This is a genomic window from Azohydromonas caseinilytica (genome assembly GCF_012927045.1).
Classification (GTDB): Bacteria; Pseudomonadota; Gammaproteobacteria; order Burkholderiales; family Burkholderiaceae_C; genus Azohydromonas; species Azohydromonas caseinilytica.
The window spans coordinates 79,976-98,140 of sequence record NZ_JABBFW010000010.1; the positions used below are offsets into that span (position 1 = coordinate 79,976).

General features: G+C 71.5%; 18 protein-coding genes. 9 read left to right on the forward strand and 9 right to left on the reverse strand.

The genetic code is table 11. The features are described 5' to 3' along the window. Positions 1 to 117 precede the first annotated feature (117 nt). The 4 genes from HHL10_RS15715 (at position 118) to HHL10_RS15730 (ending at position 4,641) form a co-directional block, all read left to right on the forward strand. Positions 118 to 1,362: an acyl-CoA dehydrogenase family protein gene (locus tag HHL10_RS15715; protein ID WP_375138957.1), complete on the forward strand. Its 1,245-nt coding sequence runs from the start codon at positions 118 to 120 to the stop codon at positions 1,360 to 1,362. A gap of 38 nt (positions 1,363 to 1,400) precedes the next feature. After that, positions 1,401 to 1,991 carry a cysteine dioxygenase family protein gene (locus tag HHL10_RS15720; RefSeq protein ID WP_169161334.1) on the forward strand — a complete coding sequence of 197 codons (591 nt, stop codon included), beginning with the start codon at positions 1,401 to 1,403 and terminating at the stop codon, positions 1,989 to 1,991. Continuing rightward, complete coding sequence (locus HHL10_RS15725; protein WP_169161335.1) at positions 1,991 to 3,604, forward strand: rhodanese homology domain-containing protein; 1,614 nt, start codon at positions 1,991 to 1,993, stop codon at positions 3,602 to 3,604. Before HHL10_RS15720 ends, HHL10_RS15725 begins: the two co-directional genes overlap by 1 nt. Positions 3,605 to 3,705: 101 nt before the next feature. Further along, entirely contained in the window at positions 3,706 to 4,641 is a 936-nt protein-coding gene (locus tag HHL10_RS15730; RefSeq protein ID WP_169161336.1) for a LysR family transcriptional regulator, read from the forward strand. A gap of 12 nt (positions 4,642 to 4,653) precedes the next feature. On the opposite strand, the gene HHL10_RS15735 is transcribed toward HHL10_RS15730, so the two are convergent. The 7 genes from HHL10_RS15735 to HHL10_RS15765 form a co-directional block, all read right to left on the reverse strand. After that, positions 4,654 to 4,980, reverse strand: coding sequence for a cytochrome C oxidase subunit IV family protein (locus tag HHL10_RS15735; protein WP_169161337.1), 327 nt, complete (start codon positions 4,978 to 4,980; stop codon positions 4,654 to 4,656). A gap of 8 nt (positions 4,981 to 4,988) precedes the next feature. Continuing rightward, the gene (locus HHL10_RS15740; protein ID WP_169161338.1) at positions 4,989 to 5,678 is read right to left on the reverse strand and encodes a heme-copper oxidase subunit III family protein; all 690 of its coding nucleotides are present in this window, start codon (positions 5,676 to 5,678) and stop codon (positions 4,989 to 4,991) included. A gap of 17 nt (positions 5,679 to 5,695) precedes the next feature. After that, positions 5,696 to 6,289 carry a cytochrome c oxidase subunit 3 family protein gene (locus HHL10_RS15745; protein WP_169161339.1) on the reverse strand — a complete coding sequence of 198 codons (594 nt, stop codon included), beginning with the start codon at positions 6,287 to 6,289 and terminating at the stop codon, positions 5,696 to 5,698. Then, complete coding sequence (locus tag HHL10_RS15750) at positions 6,286 to 8,097, reverse strand: cytochrome c oxidase subunit I (RefSeq protein WP_169161340.1); 1,812 nt, start codon at positions 8,095 to 8,097, stop codon at positions 6,286 to 6,288. The genes HHL10_RS15745 and HHL10_RS15750 overlap by 4 nt, the downstream gene beginning before the upstream one ends. Positions 8,098 to 8,137: 40 nt before the next feature. After that, positions 8,138 to 9,253 carry a cytochrome c oxidase subunit II gene (locus tag HHL10_RS15755; RefSeq protein WP_169161341.1) on the reverse strand — a complete coding sequence of 372 codons (1,116 nt, stop codon included), beginning with the start codon at positions 9,251 to 9,253 and terminating at the stop codon, positions 8,138 to 8,140. Between the two features lie 79 nt (positions 9,254 to 9,332). Further along, positions 9,333 to 9,857 (reverse strand): hypothetical protein, encoded by a 525-nt coding sequence (locus tag HHL10_RS15760; RefSeq protein WP_169161342.1) that lies wholly within the window; start codon positions 9,855 to 9,857, stop codon positions 9,333 to 9,335. 21 nt (positions 9,858 to 9,878) lie between these two features. Continuing rightward, a complete protein-coding gene (locus tag HHL10_RS15765) occupies positions 9,879 to 10,391 on the reverse strand; it encodes a DUF1269 domain-containing protein (RefSeq protein ID WP_169161343.1) in 513 nt (170 codons plus the stop codon). A gap of 231 nt (positions 10,392 to 10,622) precedes the next feature. On the opposite strand from HHL10_RS15765, the gene HHL10_RS15770 reads away from it, so the two are divergent. The 5 genes from HHL10_RS15770 to HHL10_RS15790 all read left to right on the forward strand — a co-directional run bounded on the left by HHL10_RS15770 (position 10,623) and on the right by HHL10_RS15790 (position 16,439). Next, the gene (locus tag HHL10_RS15770) at positions 10,623 to 11,654 is read left to right on the forward strand and encodes an ABC transporter substrate-binding protein (protein WP_169161344.1); all 1,032 of its coding nucleotides are present in this window, start codon (positions 10,623 to 10,625) and stop codon (positions 11,652 to 11,654) included. A gap of 10 nt (positions 11,655 to 11,664) precedes the next feature. Next, a complete protein-coding gene (locus HHL10_RS15775; protein WP_169161345.1) occupies positions 11,665 to 12,705 on the forward strand; it encodes an ABC transporter permease in 1,041 nt (346 codons plus the stop codon). Beyond that, positions 12,699 to 13,502 (forward strand): ABC transporter ATP-binding protein, encoded by an 804-nt coding sequence (locus HHL10_RS15780; protein WP_169161346.1) that lies wholly within the window; start codon positions 12,699 to 12,701, stop codon positions 13,500 to 13,502. Before HHL10_RS15775 ends, HHL10_RS15780 begins: the two co-directional genes overlap by 7 nt. A 330-nt stretch (positions 13,503 to 13,832) precedes the next feature. Then, positions 13,833 to 15,023: a c-type cytochrome gene (locus HHL10_RS15785; protein WP_169161347.1), complete on the forward strand. Its 1,191-nt coding sequence runs from the start codon at positions 13,833 to 13,835 to the stop codon at positions 15,021 to 15,023. Between the two features lie 282 nt (positions 15,024 to 15,305). Beyond that, positions 15,306 to 16,439, forward strand: a complete 1,134-nt coding sequence (locus HHL10_RS15790) for a catalase family peroxidase (protein ID WP_169161348.1) — start codon at positions 15,306 to 15,308, stop codon at positions 16,437 to 16,439. Positions 16,440 to 16,458: 19 nt separating this feature from the next. Here HHL10_RS15790 and HHL10_RS15795 read toward each other — a convergent pair whose 3' ends face one another. Both HHL10_RS15795 and HHL10_RS15800 read right to left on the reverse strand, forming a co-directional pair. Continuing rightward, positions 16,459 to 17,106, reverse strand: coding sequence for a nitroreductase family protein (locus HHL10_RS15795; protein WP_169161349.1), 648 nt, complete (start codon positions 17,104 to 17,106; stop codon positions 16,459 to 16,461). Positions 17,107 to 17,189: 83 nt separating this feature from the next. Continuing rightward, positions 17,190 to 18,146: an ABC transporter substrate-binding protein gene (locus HHL10_RS15800; RefSeq protein WP_169161350.1), complete on the reverse strand. Its 957-nt coding sequence runs from the start codon at positions 18,144 to 18,146 to the stop codon at positions 17,190 to 17,192. Positions 18,147 to 18,165 lie beyond the last annotated feature (19 nt).

Consider the following 18,165-nt stretch of genomic DNA (forward strand, 5'->3'; position numbering starts at 1 on the left):
CCGTGGCCGGCACGGGCAAATAATCAATTCCCATATTCATGCTTGAAATGCATGTTTGACCCGGCCCGCCGGCCGCTCCTACGCTGGCTGCCGCATCAGACCTCGCAGGGATTTCGCATGAGCCTCGACACCCCGGCGCCGGCGCGCGCCACTGCCGCATCCGCCGCCCCCACCTCGCCCGGCGGCGCGGCTATGCCAGTGGGCCGCCCGGGCCGGCCCGATGCCCAGCTGCTGGCGCACATCACGCGCAGCCTGGCCGCCACGGCGGCCGAGTTCGATGCCGGCGGCCACTTCCCGCATGCCAACTTCGAGCTGCTGCGCCGCCACGGCCTGCTGGGGCTGGTGGTGCCGCGCGAGTTCGGCGGCGCCGGCGGCCGTCTCGCCGAGGCGCGCGAGTTGATCGCGGCCGTGGCGCGCGGCGAGCCGGCCACGGCGCTGGTGCTGGTGATGCAGCTGCTGCTCACGCGGCTGCTGGGCCAGCCCGATTGCCGCTGGCCCGCGGCGCTGCGCGAGCGCGTGCTGCGCAGTGCCGTGCGCGAAGGTGCGCTGGGCAACCAGCTGCGCGTGGAGCCCGAGCTGGGCTCGCCCGCGCGCGGCGGCCTGCCCGGCACCGTGGCGCGGCGCACCGCCGACGGCTGGCGCCTCTCCGGCCACAAGCTCTACACCACCGGCATCGACGGCCTGCGCTGGCTGGTGGTGTGGGGCCGCACCGACGAGCCCACGCCGCGTGCCGGCCAGTTCCTGGTGCCGGCCGACGCGCCGGGCCTGCAGGTGAAACGCAGCTGGAACCACCTGGGCATGCGCGCCACGGCCAGCGACGAGGTGCTGCTCGACGACGTGCCCATCCCGCTGGACCATGCCGTGGACCTCTGCGCGCCCGAGGACTGGCTCACGCGGCCCGACCCGGAGCAGCAGGCCTGGATGAGCGTGCTGCTGGCCACGCTCTACGACGCCGTGGCGCGCAATGCGCGCGACTGGCTGCTGGACTTCCTGCGCCGGCGCGTGCCCTCCAGCCTGGGGGCGCCGCTGGCGAGCCTGCCGCGCGCGCAGGAGGCGATGGGCGAGATCGAGCTGCTGCTGGTCGCCAGCCAGGCCCAGCTCGACGCCGCCACCGCCGCGGCGGACGCCGGCCGGCCCTGGTCGGCCGCGGACAGCGGGCTGCTCAAGGTCGCCGTCACGCGCAATGCCATCGCCGTGGTCGAGCTGGCGCTGCGCCAGTCCGGCAACCACGGCCTGGACCGCGCCAACCCGCTGCAGCGCTACCACCGCGACGTGCTGTGCGGCCGCGTCCACACCCCCCAGGAGGACAGCGCCCTGGTCGCCGCGGGCCGCGCCGCGCTGCGGCCGGCGGCGCAGGCCTGAGCGCCCCGTTCCCGAATCGAACCTTCAGGAAACCTGCCATGAGCACCTCGCCCCTGCGCGACTTCGTTGTCGCGGTCACGCGCGAAGTGGAGCGCGACGCCGCCGAAGCCCAACGCCTGGCCGCCGTGCGGGCCCACCTGGCCCGCCTGGTGGCGCGCGACGACTGGCTGCCCGACGAGCTGGCCCAGCCCCATCCCCAGCATTACCGCCAGTACCTGCTGCACGCCGACCCGCTGGAGCGCTTCTCGGTGGTGAGCTTCGTGTGGGGCCCGGGCCAGCGCACGCCGGTGCACGACCACACCGTGTGGGGCCTCATCGGCATGCTGCGCGGCGAGGAAGTCGCGCAGAACTTCGCCTATGACGCGGCAGGGTGCCTGGTGCCCACGGGGCCGGCACAGCGCCTGCGCCCGGGCGACGTCGAAGCCGTGTCGCCCACGCTGGGCGACATCCACCAGGTGAGCAACGCCTTCGACGATCGCAGCTCCATTTCGATCCACGTCTACGGTGCCAACATCGGTGCCGTGCACCGCTGGGTCTATGCCCCGGACGGCACCAGAAAACCCTTCGTGTCCGGCTATTCCAATACCTGGGTCCCCAACCTCTGGGACCGCTCCAAGGAGACCACCTGATGTCCGTGTCCCCCGACCTGCCGCGCCTGAGCGCATCGGACGTGCGCACCGCGCTGCTGTTCAGGCGCGAGATCGCGCTCATCGACGTGCGCGAAGAGGACCCTTTCGCGCAGGAGCACCCGCTGTTCGCGGTGCTGCTCTCGGCCGGCCGCATCGAGCTGGAGGCGCCGTGGCGGCTGCCGCGCCACGACGTGACCATCGCCGTCTACGAAGACGGCGAGGGCCTGGCCGAGCCCGCGGCGCGGCGGCTGCAGGCGCTGGGCTACACCGGGGTGCACCTGCTCGACGGCGGCCTGCAGGGCTGGCGCGACGCTGGCGGCGAGCTGTTCCGCGACGTGAACGTGCCGAGTAAAGCCTTCGGCGAACTGGTCGAGCACGAGCGCGGCACGCCCTCGCTGCCGGCCCAGGAGGTCAAGGCGCTGCTGGACGCCAAGGCCGACGTGGTGGTGCTGGACGCGCGCCGCTTTGACGAGTACCAGACCATGAGCATCCCCGGCGGCATCAGCGTGCCCGGCGCAGAGCTGGCGCTGCGCGTGCGCGACCTGGCCCCCGATCCGAAGACGCGCGTCATCGTGAATTGCGCCGGGCGCACGCGCAGCCTCATCGGCACGCAGAGCCTGGTCAACGCCGGCATCCCCAACCCCGTGGCGGCGCTGCGCAACGGCACCATCGGCTGGACCTTGGCGGGCTTCGAGCTGGACCACGGCGCGCAGCGCAGCTTCGGCCCGGCCAGCGAAACACACCGCCGCGCCGCCCAGACCGCCGCGCAGGCGCTGGCCGACCGCGCCGGGGCGCTGCGCCTGACCCGGGCCGGCCTGGCGACCTGGGAACGCGACGCCAGCCGCACGCTGTACCGTTGGGACGTGCGCACGCCGCAGGAGTACGCCGCCGGCCACCTGCCCGGCTTCGGCAGCGCGCCGGGCGGGCAGCTGGTGCAGGAGACCGACGTGTTCGCCGCCGTGCGCGGCGCGCGCATCGTGCTGGTGGACGGCGGCGCCGAAACCGACGGCGTGCGCGCCGCGATGACGGCGCACTGGCTGGCACAGATGGGCTGGGAGGTGGCCTGGCTCATCGATGCCGAGCCGGCGCATTTCACCGAGACCGACGCCTGGCAGCCGCCGCACGCGCCCTTCCCGGCGGTGGACGCGGTGACGCCGGCCAAGCTGGCCGACCAGCTCGCCCACGGCGGCACGCTGCTGCTCAACGTCACCACCAGCGCCAATCACGTCAAGGGCCATATCCCGGGCGCGTGGTGGGTGCTGCGCGCGCAACTGCCCCAGGTGCTGGCGCAACTGCCGGCGCCGGAGCGCATCGTGCTGACCTGCGGCAGCAGCGCGCTGGCGCGCTTCGCCGCGGCTGACCTGGCCCGTGTCACCGATCTGCCCGTGGCGGTGCTGGAGGGCGGCAATGCCGCCTGGGCTACCGAGGGCCGGCCGCTGGAGACCGGCGGGCAGCGGCTGGCGAGCCCGCGCATCGACCGCTACCGCCGGCCCTACGAGGGCACCGACGCCCCGCGCGAGGCGATGCAGGCCTACCTGGACTGGGAGTTCGGGTTGGTGGCGCAGCTCGGCCGCGACGGTACGCACGGCTTCAAGGTGCTGGCCGCGGCGTGAACGACGCCGCGCGCGGGCCTTCCGCCTGGCGCGGGGTCGGGATCGGGACGCCGGAGGCAGGCGATACAGTTCCGCCCCAGTCCCGCTCCCAGAACGCCTCGATGAAGACGGAAGACCTGCGCGCCTTCGACGCCGTGGTGCGCCACGGCTCGATCAGCCTGGCCGCGCGCGAACTCGGCCTGACCCAGCCCGCCACCACGCGCCGCATCCAGAACCTGGAAGAGTCGCTGGGCGTGCAGCTGCTGGACCGCAGCATCAAGCCCCCCAAGCCTTCGACGCTGGGCCTGCGCGTGCATGCGCAAACCCGCGCCGCGCTGCGCGAGATCGACGCGCTGCGCGACCTGGTCACCACCGACGCCATGCCCACTGGCCGGCTGCGCCTGGGGCTGACGCACTCCATGGGCGCCTCCAGCCTGGTGGAGCTGCTGCAGGACATGAGGACCCGCTTTCCCGAGGTGCAGCTGCAGGTGGCGACCGACTGGAGCGCGCGGCTGGTGGAGGCCGTCCAGCAGGGCCGGCTCGATGCCGCGGCGGTGTTCATGCCGCCCTCGAAGCTGTGGCCCGACACGCTGAGCGCGCAACGGCTGGCCTCCACCGAGGTGCTGGTCGTGGCGGCCAAGGGCCGCTTCGCCAGGACCAGCGTGCGGCTCAAGGACGTGTTCGACGCGGGCTGGATTCTCAATCCGGACGGCTGTGGCTTTCGCGCCGCGCTGCAGCGCGCGCTGTCCGAGCAGGGCCTGCCCTTCCAGCTGAGCCTGGAAACCCATGGCAGCGAGCTGCAGCTCGGCCTGGTGGCCGCCGGCCTGGGCCTGGGCTTCGTGTCCCGCCCCGCGCTGCAGGCCAGCCGCCATGCCGAAGCCCTGGACGTGATGACGCTGCGCGATTTCTCACTCGCCCTGGACGTGTGGCTGGTCAGCCCGACCTCGCAGGGCAACCTGCAGCGCGCCATCGAGCACTTCGGGGCGGCGCTGGGGCGCGGGATGGGGACGGACGCGCAGGGAACCACGGCGCGCTCCGGGCGGCGGACGAAGAAGTAAGGCGCAGCCTCCTCAACGGAAGAACAGCTGCCGGATCGCCAGCGTGTGCCCGGCCTCGATGGCCATCAGGGCCACCAGCACCAGCAGCGCCAGCGGGGGCAGCAGGATCGCGCACACCAGCGCCAGCCGCTCCCAGGCCATGTGCATGAACACCGCCACGATCAGCCCGGCCTTGAGCAGCATGAAGATGACGATCAGGCTCCAGCGCAGCGGGCCCTGGACGTGGAAATAGTCCACCAGGTACGACAGCGTGCTGAGCACGAACAGCAGCGCCCACACCTTGAGGTACAGGCCGACGGGATGGCCCTGCCCATGCTCTTGAGTCTTGCCAGCATCCATGCGCGGCCTCACCACAGGTAGAAGAAGGCGAAGATGAACACCCACACCAGATCGACGAAGTGCCAGTACAGGCCGGCAATCTCGACGATCTGATAGTTGCCGCCGTTGCGCTCGTAGTGCCCGCGCTGCACGCGCCAGGCCACCACCAGCAAATACACCACCCCGGCCGACACGTGCAGGCCGTGGAAACCGGTGATCATGAAGAAGCTGGAGCCGAACTGCTCGGCGCCCATCGGGTTGCCCCAGGGCCGCACGCCCTCGTGGATCAGCTTGCTCCACTCGAAGGCCTGCATGCCCACGAAGGTCGCGCCCAGCGCCGCCGTGGCGATCATCAGCACGGCCGCGCGCTGGCGCTCGCGCCGCATCGCCATGCTCACCGCCATGGCCATGGTGCCGCTGCTGCTGATGAGCACGAAGGTCATGATCGCGATGAGGATCAGCGGCACGTCCACCCCGCCGATGTTCAGCGAGAACACCTCGCTCGGGTTCGGCCACGGCACGGTGGTCGAGACGCGCACCGTCATGTAGCTGGTAAGGAAGCAGCCGAAGACGAAGGTGTCGCTGAGCAGGAAGATCCACATCATCGCCTTGCCCCAGGGCACGGGGAAGGCTTCGCGGTCGGACGCCCAATCGTTCATGAATCCGCGCCAGCCGCTGGCCACGGCCCGGGTCGGCGGTGGATGCAGGTCAGCTTGCATGACGAGGGCTCCTCGATTCAGAAACCGCAGATGAAGCGCACCACCGGCGGCGTGAGGCCGGCGAAGGTGGCCAGCAGCACCAGCCAGGCCAGCAGCAGGAAGTGCCAGTAGCGCGCGCACAGCGCCGCGCGCCAGGGCTGCCGCGCCAGCCCGTGCAGCGTCAGCGTCCAGCCCACCAGGCCGCCCAGCACATGCAGCGCGTGCAGCGCCGTGAGCAGGTAGAAGAAGCTCGCGGCCGGGTTGCCCGCGGGCCTGACCTGCAGCGCCAGCAGCGCCTGCCAGGCCCAGGCCTGGACCACGACGAAGGCCAGCGCGCAGGCGCCACCGATGAGCAGCTCACGCCGCGCCGGAAGAAAGGCGCCGGCGCGGGCCGCCCCGGCGGCGGCCTGCAGCGCGATGCTGCCCGCCAGCAGCAACCCCGTGCTCAGCCCCAGTTGCCACGGCAACGCCAGGTCGGCCCAGTCGTCGCTGCCCATGCGCATCACGTAGGCCAGGATGCACAGTGCGAACAGCGTGCCGGCCACCGCGATGAAGGCCCACAGCGCCACGCCCACGGCCGCCGCGCGCGCCGGCGCGGCGGGCGGGACGGACCACGACAACGCCGCACTCATGCCGTCGCCTCCGAGGAGCCGGCCGTGCCCGCGGGTCCGGGCGTCCCGGGCGTGGCCTGCGGCTGCGGCCCGGTGTATTCGGGCTCATGGTCGCCGCCCAGCTCGGCCGGGGCGTCCTGGGCGATGAAATCCTCCTTGGCGCCCGGGACGCTGTAGGCATAGGCCCAGCGGTGCACCACCGGCAGCGCCTCGCCCCAGTTGCCGTGCACGGGGGGCGTCTGCGGCGTCTGCCATTCCAGCGAGGCGGCACGCCAGGGATTGGAGCCGGCCACGCGGCCGTGGCTCAGGCTCCAGGCCAGGTTGTAGAGGAACAGCAGCTGCCCCAGCGCCACCACCAGCGCCGCCACCGTGATGAACTCGTTGAGCAGGTGCGCCGACGGCGGGATGAAGGCATAGCCCTCGAAGCTGTTGTAGCGCCGCGGCATGCCCAGCACGCCCAGGTAATGCATGGGGAAGAAGATGGCGTAGGTGCCCAGGAACGTGATCCAGAAGTGCAGCCGTCCCAGCCGGTCGTCGAGCAGGCGGCCGGTGATCTTGGGATACCAGTGGTAGATGCCCCCGAACACCACCAGCAGCGGCGCCACGCCCATCACCATGTGGAAGTGCGCCACCACGAAGTAGGTGTTGGACAGCGGGATGTCGACCGTGACGTTGCCCAGGAACAGCCCGGTGAGCCCGCCGATGAGGAAGGTGCTGATGAAGGCCAGCGCGAACAGCATCGGCACCGTGAAGTGGATGTCGCCGCGCCACAGCGTGAGCAGCCAGTTGTAGACCTTGATGGCGGTGGGCACGGCGATGATGAGCGTGCTGATGGCGAAGAAGAAGCCGAAGTACGGGTTCATGCCGCTGATGAACATGTGGTGCGCCCACACCACGAAGCTCAGCAGCCCGATGGCCAGGATGGCCCACACCATGGTGCGGTAGCCGAAGATGCTCTTGCGCGCGTGCACGCTGATGAGGTCGGAGACGATGCCGAAAGCCGGCAGCGCGACGATGTAGACCTCCGGGTGGCCGAAGAACCAGAACAGGTGCTGGAACAGCAGCGGGCTGCCGCCGCGGTAGCCGGTGGGCTGGCCCATGGACACCAGCGCGGGCATGAAGAAGCTGGTGTGCAGCGTCTTGTCCAGCAGCATCATCACGCCGCTGACGAACAGCGCCGGGAAGGCCAGCAGCGCCAGGATGGTGGCCACGAAGATGCCCCACACCGTCAGCGGCATGCGCAGCAGCGTCATGCCGCGCGTGCGCGCCTGCAGCACCGTGGTGACGTAGTTGAGGCCGCCCATGGTGGCGGCCACGATGAAGATCAGCAGCGACACCAGCATCAGCACGATGCCGCCCTCCTGCCCCGGCGTGCCCTGCAGGATGGCCTGCGGCGGGTACAGCGTCCAGCCGGCGCCGGTGGGGCCGCCCGTGACGAAGAAGCTCGCCAGCAGCACCAGCACCGACAGCAGGTAGACCCAGAAGCTCAGCATGTTGAGGAAGGGGAACACCATGTCGCGCGCCCCGACCATCAACGGGATCAGGTAGTTGCCGAAGCCGCCCAGGAACAGCGCCGTGAGCAGGTAGATCACCATGATCATCCCGTGCATGGTGATGAACTGCTGGTAGTGCGCTGCGTCCGTGCCCAGTGCGCTGCCCGGAAAGGCCAGTTGCAGCCGCATCAGGTTGGAGAGCACCAGCCCCACCAGCCCCACCACGATGGCGGTGCCGCCGTACTGGATGGCGATGACCTTGTGGTCCTGGCTCCAGACGTAGCGCGTCCAGAAGCTCTGCGCGTAGCCGTGCTCGGCATGTGCGGCGTGGTCCATGGAAACGGTCCTTCCCTTGGGGCGTTCCTCGTCGGCGTTGTCAGCGCGGCTGCGCGCCGATGCTCTGGATGTAGGCCAGCAGCTGCGCCACCTGCTCGTCGCTCAGCGGCGTCTTGGGCATGATCGGCGCGTAGCCCTGCACCACCTGGGCCTGCGGATCGCGCATCGAGCGCTCCAGGTAGGCCGCGTCGGCAATCACATGGCTGCCGTCGCTGAGGGTTTCGCTGCGGCCGTACAGGCCCTTCCAGCTCGGTCCGGCGCCGGGGCTGCCGTCCACGCTGTGACAGGCGGCGCAGCCCATGGACAGCGCCAGCTGCTGCCCGCGCTGCACCGGCGTGTCCGCGCCGCCCGGGCCGGGCGTGGCCGGCGCGCGCGCCGCGGCGAAGCTGGGCTTGCCCTTGAGCCAAGCCTGGAACGCGGCCTCGTCCTCCACCACCAGGTAGCCGCGCATGGCGGCGTGGCCCAGCCCGCACAGCTGCGCGCACAGCACCTCGAAGCGGCCGGGCTGCGTGGGCGTGAACCAGAAGCTCGTCACCATGCCCGGCACCATGTTCATGCGCGCGCGCAGCGGCGGCACGTAGAAGTCGTGCAGCGCGTCGATGGAGCGCATCAGCAGCTTGACCGGCCGGTTCAGCGGCAGGTGCAGCTCGTTGCCCTCCACCAGCACGTCGTCCAGCGCGGCGGCGTCGCGCTCGTCGAGGCCGAAGGGATTGCGCCCGTCCACGAGCCGGGCGTCGCTGCGGCCCAGCTCGCCGCCCTGGCCCGGGAAGCGGTAGCGCCATTGCCACTGCTGGCCCAGCACCTCGACCACCAGCGCGTCCCGCGGCGGACGCACGTACTCGGCATAGACGTACAGCCCCGGCGCCAGCAAGGCCACGATGCCCAGCGCCGTGCCGCCGATCAGCCAGCGCTCCAGGCGGTGGTTTTCAGGCTGGTAGTGCGCGCGCCGGCCCGGCCGGTGCCGGTAGCGCACCAGCATCCAGGCCAGCAACAAGTGCAGCCCGACGAAGAACACGCCCGTGACCAGCAGCGTGATCGCCAGCGTGTGGTCCATGTGCGACCAGTTGGACGCCAGCGGCGTGATCCACCACGGGCTGGCGGCGTGGAACCACACCACGGCGACGACGATCGCCACCAGCGCCACAGCCATCCACATGCCGACCTCCCTTCCAGGCCACGGCTCCCGAGCGGCCCCCGCCGCCCGGCGTGGCTCGGATCGAATCAGCTCACCCGCATCAAGCGCTCAATCCTGTCTCTACCTGCGCGGGCTCCCGGCGGAACTTCCAGTACAGCAGCGCAGCCGAGATGCCGAACACCAGGTGAGCCATCAGCGTGGACCAGCCGCGCATCTGCGCGAACCACGGAAAGGCCAGCGACATCAGGTGGAAGTTGAGCAGGTACAGCAGCACGCCGAAGACGGCGCCGATGGTTTCGATCTTTCCCGGGCTGTGCTCGCTGTGGAACTCCGTCACCAGCACGGCCAGCGCCAAGCCGAACACGATGCCCAGCAGGTAGTGGATGAAGAGCGCGAGCACCACCACGCCGACGCTGAAGCCGCTGCGATCCAGCACGCCGGAGCCCAGCACCATGGCCGCGAGCATGCGCGCGGTCAGCCAGGGATCGCCGTTGTCCATCAGCAGCGTCCACACGCCTTCGAGCACCATCAGCACCGCGCCGGCGAGGAACCCCGCCACCGCCGCCGCGGCCCAGTCGGGCTTGCGGCCGTGCCAGTCATGTGCATGCAGCCGAAGCAGTTCCATGGCGAACTCCCTTCAATGCGTTCAGGGGAAGGCCGGGATGTCCGGCTCCACGCCTTCCAGGTGCGCCTCGGGATGGGACTTCTGCAGCAAGGCCTCGATCTCCTCGACGCGCGAGCGCGGCACGTCGGTCATCAGCAGGATCTGCCCCTGCTCGATGGCACCCGCGAAGCGCTTGAGCCGCTCGCTGGGCGTGGAAGCGCCGATCATGCTCGACGACCACGCGCCCACCAGCGCCCCCACCACCGCCAGCACAGCGATCAGCCCGATCTGCGGCGTCTGCGCCACCACCGGGAAAATGGCCAGCACCAGCCCGGCCACCACGCCCACGGCCCCGCCGATCACCAGGCCCGACTGCGCCGAGCGCACGACGTCGGAGGTCTGCAGCAGGTTGGCGGGATGCAGGCCGGTGAGGTCGATGTCCTCGCGCGCCATGAAGTGGATGTACTGCTCCGGAATGCGCGCAAGCAACAGGTCGTCCATCGTGCGCCTGGCACTGGGCAGATCCGGCAAGAGCCAGTAGATGCGTCTGCGCATGGGCTCCTCCTTGCAGGAAGGCGGCTCGTTGCTTCTACATCCGCGCCTCCCCTGCGGCAAGCATTAATCCCTACCGCCGAAGGAAGTCATGCGCCGCCCACGCACTGCGTCCTGGCCGTAGGCAGCCTTCGCATTCATGCGTCGTGCATATGAATGCGTTCAAACATTATTTGCGGAAATGAAGTCCAGCCGTTGCAATGCCCGTCTGCCATGCAACCACGAGGAGGACCGATGACCCCGCCTACCGCACCCGCCGCACCCGACTTCCCCCCGCTGACCCGCCGCCAGTTGCTCGGCGGTGCCGGCGCGGCTGCCGTGGTCGCGGCCGGCGCGGGCCTGGGCGCGCACCGCATCGCCGTGGCGCAGACGGGCAAGCCGCTGACGCTGGCTTGGAACGCCAACGCCATCTGCCTGGCCCCAGTGCCGGTGGCGGACCAGATGGGCTTCTTCAAGAAGCACGGCGTGAAGGTGGAGCTGACCAATTTCAGCGGCTCCACCGACGCGCTGCTGGAGTCCATCGCCAACGGCAAGGCCGACGCCGGGGTGGGCATGGTGCACCGCTGGCTCAAGGCGCTGGAGCAGGGCTTCGACGTCAAGATCACCGGCGCCTCGCACGGCGGCTGCACGCGCATGGCCGGCTCGCGCACGGCCGGCGTCACCGACCTGCAGAAGCTCAAGGGCAAGACCATCGGCGTGAGCGACCTCGCCAGCCCGGGCAAGAATTTCTTCGCCATCCTGCTCACCAAGCACGGCATCGACCCCAACAAGGACGTGCAGTGGCGCCAGTACCCGGCCGACCTGCTGGGGCTGGCCGTGGAAAAGGGCGAGATCCAGGCCATCGCCGACGGCGACCCCAACCTCTACCTGATCCAGAAGCGCAACCAGGACCTTGTCGAGCTGGCAACCAACCTCTCCGGCGAGTACGCCGACAAGACCTGCTGCGTGCTGGGCGTGCGCGGCTCGCTGGTGCGCGGCGACAAGGCCACCGCGGCGGCGCTCACGCGCGCCATCGTCGAGGCCAGCGACTGGGTGGCCAGCAACCCCAACGAGAGCGCGCGCATCTTCTCCAGATTCTCGCCCGTGCCCGAGGCCGACCTGCGCGCCGTGCTGGGCACGCTCATGCACAACCACCACCCGTCGGGCGTGGCGCTGCGCCAGCAGATCGAGTTCTACGCCCGCGACTTCAAGTCGATCGGCGTGTTCAAGCCCGGCACCGACCCGGCCAAGTTCGCCGCGCATGTCGTGAGCGACGTGCTGGCCTGAGGGACATGCGATGAGCAGCCTGTTTTCCGATCTCTCTCCGGCGCTGGCGCGCCGCGCCCCGCCGCGCCGGCCGCTGCCGGTGTGGTGGACCGGCGCGCTGTCGGCGCTGGCCTGGGCCGCCTTCGGCCTGCTGACCTGGCGCCTGCCCAACGTGGAGCTGGGCTTCAGCGAGTGGGCCTACACCACGGAGCTGGGCGTGGCCGCGCTGCTGGTGGCGGCGCTGATGCTGCTGGTGGCCGCCACGCTGCCGGCGCTGGCGGGTACGCAGGCCCGGCTGGCGCGCGTCGAGGCCCGGCTGCGCCACCTCGGCCCCTGGCTGGTGGCGCTGCCGCTGCTGCTGGCGCTGTGGGAGCTGCTGACGGCCAAGCTCGCCTGGCTGCCGGCGCCCTTCTTCGCGCCGCCGCAGTCGCTGATCGAGGTCTACGGTGGCGACCACGAGCGCCTGGTCGAGTGCGCGGCGCACTCGCTGCTGCTGCTGTCCGCGGGCGTGGCCGCGGGCACGCTGGCGGGCTTCGTCACCGGCGTGGCCATCGGCTGGTCGCGCAACGCGGGCTACTGGGTCCACCCGGTGCTGCGCTTCCTCGGCCCCATTCCCTCCACGGCGCTGCTGCCGATCGCCTTCTTCCTGGCGCCGTCGAGCTGGTCGGCCGCGGCCTTCCTGATCGCGCTGGCCACGGGCTTCCCGGTGACGGTGCTGACCTGGTCGGGCGTGGCGGGCGTCAATCGCCAGTTCTACGACGTGGCGCGCACGCTGGGCGCCAGCGAATGGTTCTTGATCTGGCGCGTGGCCGTGCCGGCCGCGCTGCCGCAGGTGTTCGTGGGCCTGTTCATGGGCCTGGGCGCGAGCTTTTCCGTGCTGGTCGCCGCCGAGATGATGGGCGTGAAGGCGGGACTGGGCTGGTATCTCACCTGGGCGCAGGGCTGGGCCGCCTACACCAACATGTTCGCGGCGCTGTTCGTGATGGCGGCGCTGTTCTCGGGGCTGATCAGCGCCTTGTTTGCCGTGCGCGACCGCGCGCTGGCCTGGCAGAAGGGGACGCTGAAATGGTGAGCGCCACGCTGGAACGCCACGCCGCCGCGCCGGCCCGGGCCGCCGGCGCCCACATCGCCATACGCGGCGTGAGCCATGCCTTCGAGCGCCCGCAAGGGCCGCTGCCGGTGCTGCAGGACGTGCACATCGACATCCGCCCCGGCGAGTTCGTGGCGCTGCTGGGGCCCAGCGGCTGCGGCAAGAGCACGCTGCTGCGGCTGGTCGCCGGGCTGGAGCAGGCCGGCACCGGCAGCATCACGCACGACGGCCGGTCCATCCGCCGCCCCGATCCGTCGCGGGTGGTGGTGTTCCAGGACCCGACGCTCTATCCCTGGCGCACGGTGTGGGACAACGTCGCGCTGGGCCTGCAGGCGCGCGGCGAGCTGGCCGCCAGGCGGCACCGCGTGGACGAGGCGCTGGCGCTGGTGGGCCTGTCGGAGTTCGCGCAGGGCTATCCCCATCAACTCTCCGGCGGCATGGCGCAGCGCGCGGCGCTGGCGCGGGCGCTGGTCAACGACCCGGCGCTGCTGATCCTGGACGAGCCGCTGGGCAAGCTGGACTCGCTCACGCGGCTGGCGATGCAGACCGAGCTGGTGGCGCTGTGGCAGCGCGCAGGCCTGAGCGTGCTGATGGTCACGCACGACGTGGAGGAGGCGCTGTTCATGGCGCAGCGCGTGCTGGTCATGGGCCCGCGCCCGGCGCGCGTGCTGGCCGAGCTGCAAGTCGATCTGCCCTACCCCCGGCACCGCGGCGACGAGGCGCTGGCGCGGCTGCGGCACGAGGCGCTGCGGCATCTGGGGTTGGATGGGAGTTGGTAAGGGGCGCACCGAACCGGGACCGTGCATAGCGCCATCCCGGTTGACCTCAACGCAGGATTGCTCGCACCAAGCCGGTACGCAGGCCGCCAGCCACTACGTCGTCATGCCCGCGCAGGCGGGCATCCACGCGCACGGACCCGCCACCCGAAAAAAGCTGGCGTCACGCGATGCAGACCCCGGCAGCATCCCTGCGATCGTGGATGCCCGCCTGCGCAGGCATGACGACGTTTCTTTCATGGCCTACCCCATGACGTGCGAGCGCTCCACAACGACAGCTTCTTTCTTGACCGGCAGGCGCCTGCACGTGTGCCGGCATGACCAATGATCCCCATGCAAAACGGTTGGTGGCGCGGCCCTGGCCTGGACACCCTGCTGTCCCTCATCACGACCCTGGAGCAGGGCCTGCTGCGCGTCCTGCACGCGCTGGGCCTCGCGCCCGAAGTCCACGGCCAGCCCGCCTGGCCTTTCGGCGTGCGCGTTTCGGAGGTGATGCTCACGCTGGACCCGAGCCACGCGCGCCAGGTCGGCACGGTGCTCCTGCTGCTGGGCCTCGCCGTGCTGTCGCTGTTGCCGACGGCGCTGCTGCGCTGGCCGTTGCGCGCACACCGCGGCGCGGCGCTGATGCTGGGCCTGGTGGCGGCGGGCTTCAGCGGGGCAGCCTGGCAGTGGCCGTCCTCGGCGCTGCTGTGGGCGCCGGCGGCGCCGACCAGCTTCCATCGCCTGCCCGAGAGCATGGCGGACAGCGCACCGCTGCACGGCGGCCGCCTCTACGCCCGGCACTGCCTGGCCTGCCACGGTGAAAACGGTGACGGCGACGGCCCGCGCGCGGCCGAGGGCCCGCTCTGGCCGCCCACCTTCAACCGCAGCCTGCTGTGGCGGCGCAGCGATGGCGAGCTGTTCTGGCACATCCGCCACGGCGTGAGCGATGCGCAGGGGCGCCACACCATGCCGGCGCTGCCGGCCGAGCTGCCCGACGCGGCCGTGTGGCAGCTCGTGGGCTGGCTGCAGCTCCATGCCGCCGGCCAGCAGCTGGCCCGCGCCGGCGAGTGGCAATTGCCGCTGGCCGCGCCGTCGATGGCCGTGCAGTGCGACGGCGGCCCGGCCCGCCCGCTGCACGCGCTGCGGGGCCAGCGCCTGCGCATCGTGGCCCTGGGCCCGGAGCAGCCCGCGCCGCGCGAGGACCCGCGCTTCCAGACCATCGCGCTCTCACCCACGGCGCGGACGCAGGAGGGCTGCGTGGCCGTGTCCGAAGCCGCCTGGCAGGCCTACGCGCTGGTGGCCGGCGTGCAGCCGCAGGCCCTGGCCGGCACCGAGTTCCTGCTCGACCGCGGCGGCTGGCTGCGCGCCCGGCGCCGTCCCGACGATGCGCCCTGGAGCGACGCGATGCTGGTGTGCCGAGGCAACGACGTGCCTTCCGGACTGGTGCGTGTGTCCGCCATGGAGGGCGACGGCCTGGACCGGCTGCTGGCACGCATGGACGCCGAGCCGGTGCGCCCGGTGCGTGGCGGGCGGCTGCATTGATTCGATCTCTTGGCCGAAGCTGAAATGCTTTTTCGTCATGCCCGCGCAGAGCCTGCCCCCGCGTAGACGGGGGCGGGTTCTGCGCGGTCCGGGATACAGCCCGAAGTTCGTGGACACGTGCCTGCGCGGGTGTGACAGGGTCATCCCAGTGAGAAAGACGAATTCGAGAATGAGGCGGCCGGCCATGCCGGCACTGCCCGTGCCAATCGTCAGGCTTCCCGCCGACGGGCCGCTCACCCAGCCGCGCTACCGTAGCGCCTTTCGCCTCCACGGAGCCGCCCCATGCCGAACTTGCCGATCCCATTCCCGTTGCGCCGCCCCGCCCTGCGCGCCGTGCGGCCTTTGGCCCTGCTGGGCCTGAGCTTGGCCGGTGTCGGCGCGGCGCACGCCGCGGACGCCGCCCCGGCCACCACGCCGCAGGCCGTGGTGGACAGCATGGAAGCCGTGTTCGGCCCCAACACCGGCCGGCGCCGCAACCACACCAAGGGCTTGTGCGCGGAAGGGCGCTTCACGGCCACGCCGCAGGCGGCGCGCTACAGCCGCAGCCCGTTGTTCAACGGCCAGCCCGTGCCGGTGCAGGCGCGCTTCTCGCTGGCCGGCGGCCGGGCCACGGCGCCGGACACGGCACGCAGCCCGCGCGGGCTGGCGCTGCAGTTCCAGCTGCCCGGCGGCGCGCTGCACCAGATGGCCATGCTCAACGTGCCGGTGTTCTCCTCCGCCACGCCCGAATCCTTCTTTGCCCGGCTGGACGCCGACCGGCCCGACCCGGCCACCGGCAAGCCCGACCCGGCGCGGCAGAAGGCCGTGGCCGAGCGCTATACCGACAACAAGCCGCTGGCGGCCTGGATGGCGCAGCACCGCCCGCCGCCCAGCTTCGCCAATGCCAGCTACCACGGCCTGCATGCCTTTCGCTTCGTCAACGCGCAGGACCAGGCGCGCTGGGTCAAGTGGCGCTTTGTGCCGCGCGACGGCGAGCAGGAGCTCAGCGAGGAACAGCTCAAGACCGCGCCCGCCGACTTCCTCGCCCCGGCCCTGGCCGAGCGGCTGCGCAAGGGCCCGGTGGAGTGGGACATGGTGCTGACGCTGGGCCAGGACGGCGACCCGCTCACCGACCCGACGCAGGCCTGGCCCGCCGGCCGCACCGAGGTGAGCGTCGGCACGCTGCAGATCCAGCGCGCCGGCGGCAGCGGCTGCGAAGCCATCAACTTCGACCCGCTGGTGCTCAGCGACGGCGTGCAGCCCTCGCCCGACCCGGTGCTGGCCTTCCGCTCGCCGGCCTACGCCACCTCGTGGGTACGCCGTCAGGGCGAAGCCGCCAAGGGCGAAGTGGCCAAGGGTGACGCCCCCCGCGGCGAGGCCGCCAAGGGCAACCCGCCCCGGGGCGAGGCGGCGACCAGCGAGGCCGTCAGGCGCTGAGCGGCGCGGGCCGCGGGCTTCAGGCCGGCACCTTGGCGGGCACGGCGGCCGGGCTCGCGCCCGGCGCCACCGCGTCGCCGAACCTGAAACGCCCTTCCGCCACGATGTGTTCCAGCGGCAGGCGCTGGCTCATCACCTCGCGCTCCTGCAGCGCTTCGGGCAGCACCTCCTTGTCGGTGCGCCAGCCGATGGCCACCACCGTCTCGATGGCGTAGTCCTTCGGAATGCCCAGCGCCTGGCGCAACTGGTCACGGTCGAAGCCGCCCATGGCGTGGGCATGCCAGCCCAGCAAGGTGGCCTGGAAGGCCAGGCTGGCCCAGGCGGCGCCGGTGTCGAAAGAATGCGAGGCAATGGGCTGCGGCTGGGTCTTGCCCGGCGGCACCCAGCGCGTCTTCGACAGCACCGCCACCAGCACCGCGGCGCGGTGCGCCCAGCCGCGGTTGAACTCGTGGAGCGCGTCATGCAGCGGCTGCCAGGCGGGCGTGTCGCGCCGGCCGTAGAGGAAGCGCCAGGGTTGCGCGTTGAAGCTCGACGGCGCCCAACGCGCGGCCTCGAAGAAGCGCATCAGCGTGGGCTCGTCGATGGGCTCGCCGTCAAAGGCGCGCGGCGACCAGCGACAGGTGAACATCGGGTCGATGGCGTGATGGCTCTTGCGTTGCTGGCTCATGGCTGGAGTGAGGAAGGAGTGACAGGCGGCGCGCCCCGCCACGGAGGCCGGACGCCGCGCTCAAGGTGTCGGGGCCGAGCGGGTCAAAGGCGGGTGAAGGTGCCCTCGACATCGAGCCGCTTGGGCAGCAGCCCGGCCTGCAGGTAGAAATCGGCCGCCTTCTGCTGCTCGGCGATCACGGCGGCGTCGATGGGCACGTAGCGGGTCTGGCGCCGCTCGAAGGCCAGCCGCGCGGCCGGCACGGGGATGCCGATGATCCGCGCCTGCACCTGCGCGTATTCACCCATGTGGCCGTTGGCCCACGCCTGCGCGCGCTGCACGCGCTGGCTGAAGTCCGCCAGCAGCTCACGCTTGTCGCGCAGCGCCGTGTCGGTGGCGGCGATGTAGCTCAGGCCCGACCACAGCCCGCGGCCGTTGGAGAGCACGCGCAGCCCGTCCACCGACTCCGCCACCGCCGTGTACGGCTCCCAGGTGGCCCAGGCATCCACGGCCCCCGACACCAGCGCCAGCTTGGCATCGGGCGGCGTGAGGAAGCGGAACTGCACGTCCGAAGGCTTCAGGCCCGCGGCAGCCAGGGTGCGCAACGTCACGTAGTGGCCGATGGAGCCGCGGTTGGTGGCGACGCTGCGGCCCTTGAGGCCGGCCGCGTCGCGGATGGGGGAATCGCCGCGCACGATCACTGCCGTGCCGTAGGCGTCGCTGCGGTTGGCGGCAAAGGCCTTGATGCGCACGCCCTGGGCCAGGGCGAAGATCAGCGGCGCGTCGCCGATGGGCCCGGAGTCCACCGCCTCGGCATTGAGCGCCTCGGCCAGCGGCGCGGCGGCGGGGAACTCGGTCCACTGGATCTCGTAGGGCAGGTCCTTCAGCGCATCGGCGCTCTCCAGCAGGGCGCGCAGCCCGCCCTTCTGGTCACCGGCATGCAGCACCGGGCGGCCGGCCGCGCGCACCAAGGCCGGCGCCGCCAGCGCGGCCGTGCCCAGGGCGAGCGCGGCGCGGCGCCCGCGGTTCACGGCCAAGCCAGGTTTTGGTTCATCGTTCATCAGTCCTCCCCTGAAGGCT

What these genes read in the sequence shown, in the direction of transcription:
- HHL10_RS15715 (WP_375138957.1), top strand. Translation starts at nt 118, where the DNA reads ATGAGCCTCGACACCCCGGCGCCGGCGCGCGCCACTGCCGCATCCGCC.
- HHL10_RS15790 (WP_169161348.1), top strand. Translation starts at nt 15,306, where the DNA reads ATGCCGAACTTGCCGATCCCATTCCCGTTGCGCCGCCCCGCCCTGCGC.
- HHL10_RS15740 (WP_169161338.1), bottom strand. Translation starts at nt 5,678, where the DNA reads ATGCAAGCTGACCTGCATCCACCGCCGACCCGGGCCGTGGCCAGCGGC.
- HHL10_RS15725 (WP_169161335.1), top strand. Translation starts at nt 1,991, where the DNA reads ATGTCCGTGTCCCCCGACCTGCCGCGCCTGAGCGCATCGGACGTGCGC.
- HHL10_RS15760 (WP_169161342.1), bottom strand. Translation starts at nt 9,857, where the DNA reads ATGGAACTGCTTCGGCTGCATGCACATGACTGGCACGGCCGCAAGCCC.
- HHL10_RS15720 (WP_169161334.1), top strand. Translation starts at nt 1,401, where the DNA reads ATGAGCACCTCGCCCCTGCGCGACTTCGTTGTCGCGGTCACGCGCGAA.
- HHL10_RS15770 (WP_169161344.1), top strand. Translation starts at nt 10,623, where the DNA reads ATGACCCCGCCTACCGCACCCGCCGCACCCGACTTCCCCCCGCTGACC.
- HHL10_RS15780 (WP_169161346.1), top strand. Translation starts at nt 12,699, where the DNA reads ATGGTGAGCGCCACGCTGGAACGCCACGCCGCCGCGCCGGCCCGGGCC.
- HHL10_RS15750 (WP_169161340.1), bottom strand. Translation starts at nt 8,097, where the DNA reads ATGGACCACGCCGCACATGCCGAGCACGGCTACGCGCAGAGCTTCTGG.
- HHL10_RS15765 (WP_169161343.1), bottom strand. Translation starts at nt 10,391, where the DNA reads ATGCGCAGACGCATCTACTGGCTCTTGCCGGATCTGCCCAGTGCCAGG.
- HHL10_RS15730 (WP_169161336.1), top strand. Translation starts at nt 3,706, where the DNA reads ATGAAGACGGAAGACCTGCGCGCCTTCGACGCCGTGGTGCGCCACGGC.
- HHL10_RS15800 (WP_169161350.1), bottom strand. Translation starts at nt 18,146, where the DNA reads ATGAACGATGAACCAAAACCTGGCTTGGCCGTGAACCGCGGGCGCCGC.
- HHL10_RS15795 (WP_169161349.1), bottom strand. Translation starts at nt 17,106, where the DNA reads ATGAGCCAGCAACGCAAGAGCCATCACGCCATCGACCCGATGTTCACC.
- HHL10_RS15775 (WP_169161345.1), top strand. Translation starts at nt 11,665, where the DNA reads ATGAGCAGCCTGTTTTCCGATCTCTCTCCGGCGCTGGCGCGCCGCGCC.
- HHL10_RS15755 (WP_169161341.1), bottom strand. Translation starts at nt 9,253, where the DNA reads ATGTGGATGGCTGTGGCGCTGGTGGCGATCGTCGTCGCCGTGGTGTGG.
- HHL10_RS15735 (WP_169161337.1), bottom strand. Translation starts at nt 4,980, where the DNA reads ATGGATGCTGGCAAGACTCAAGAGCATGGGCAGGGCCATCCCGTCGGC.
- HHL10_RS15745 (WP_169161339.1), bottom strand. Translation starts at nt 6,289, where the DNA reads ATGAGTGCGGCGTTGTCGTGGTCCGTCCCGCCCGCCGCGCCGGCGCGC.
- HHL10_RS15785 (WP_169161347.1), top strand. Translation starts at nt 13,833, where the DNA reads ATGCAAAACGGTTGGTGGCGCGGCCCTGGCCTGGACACCCTGCTGTCC.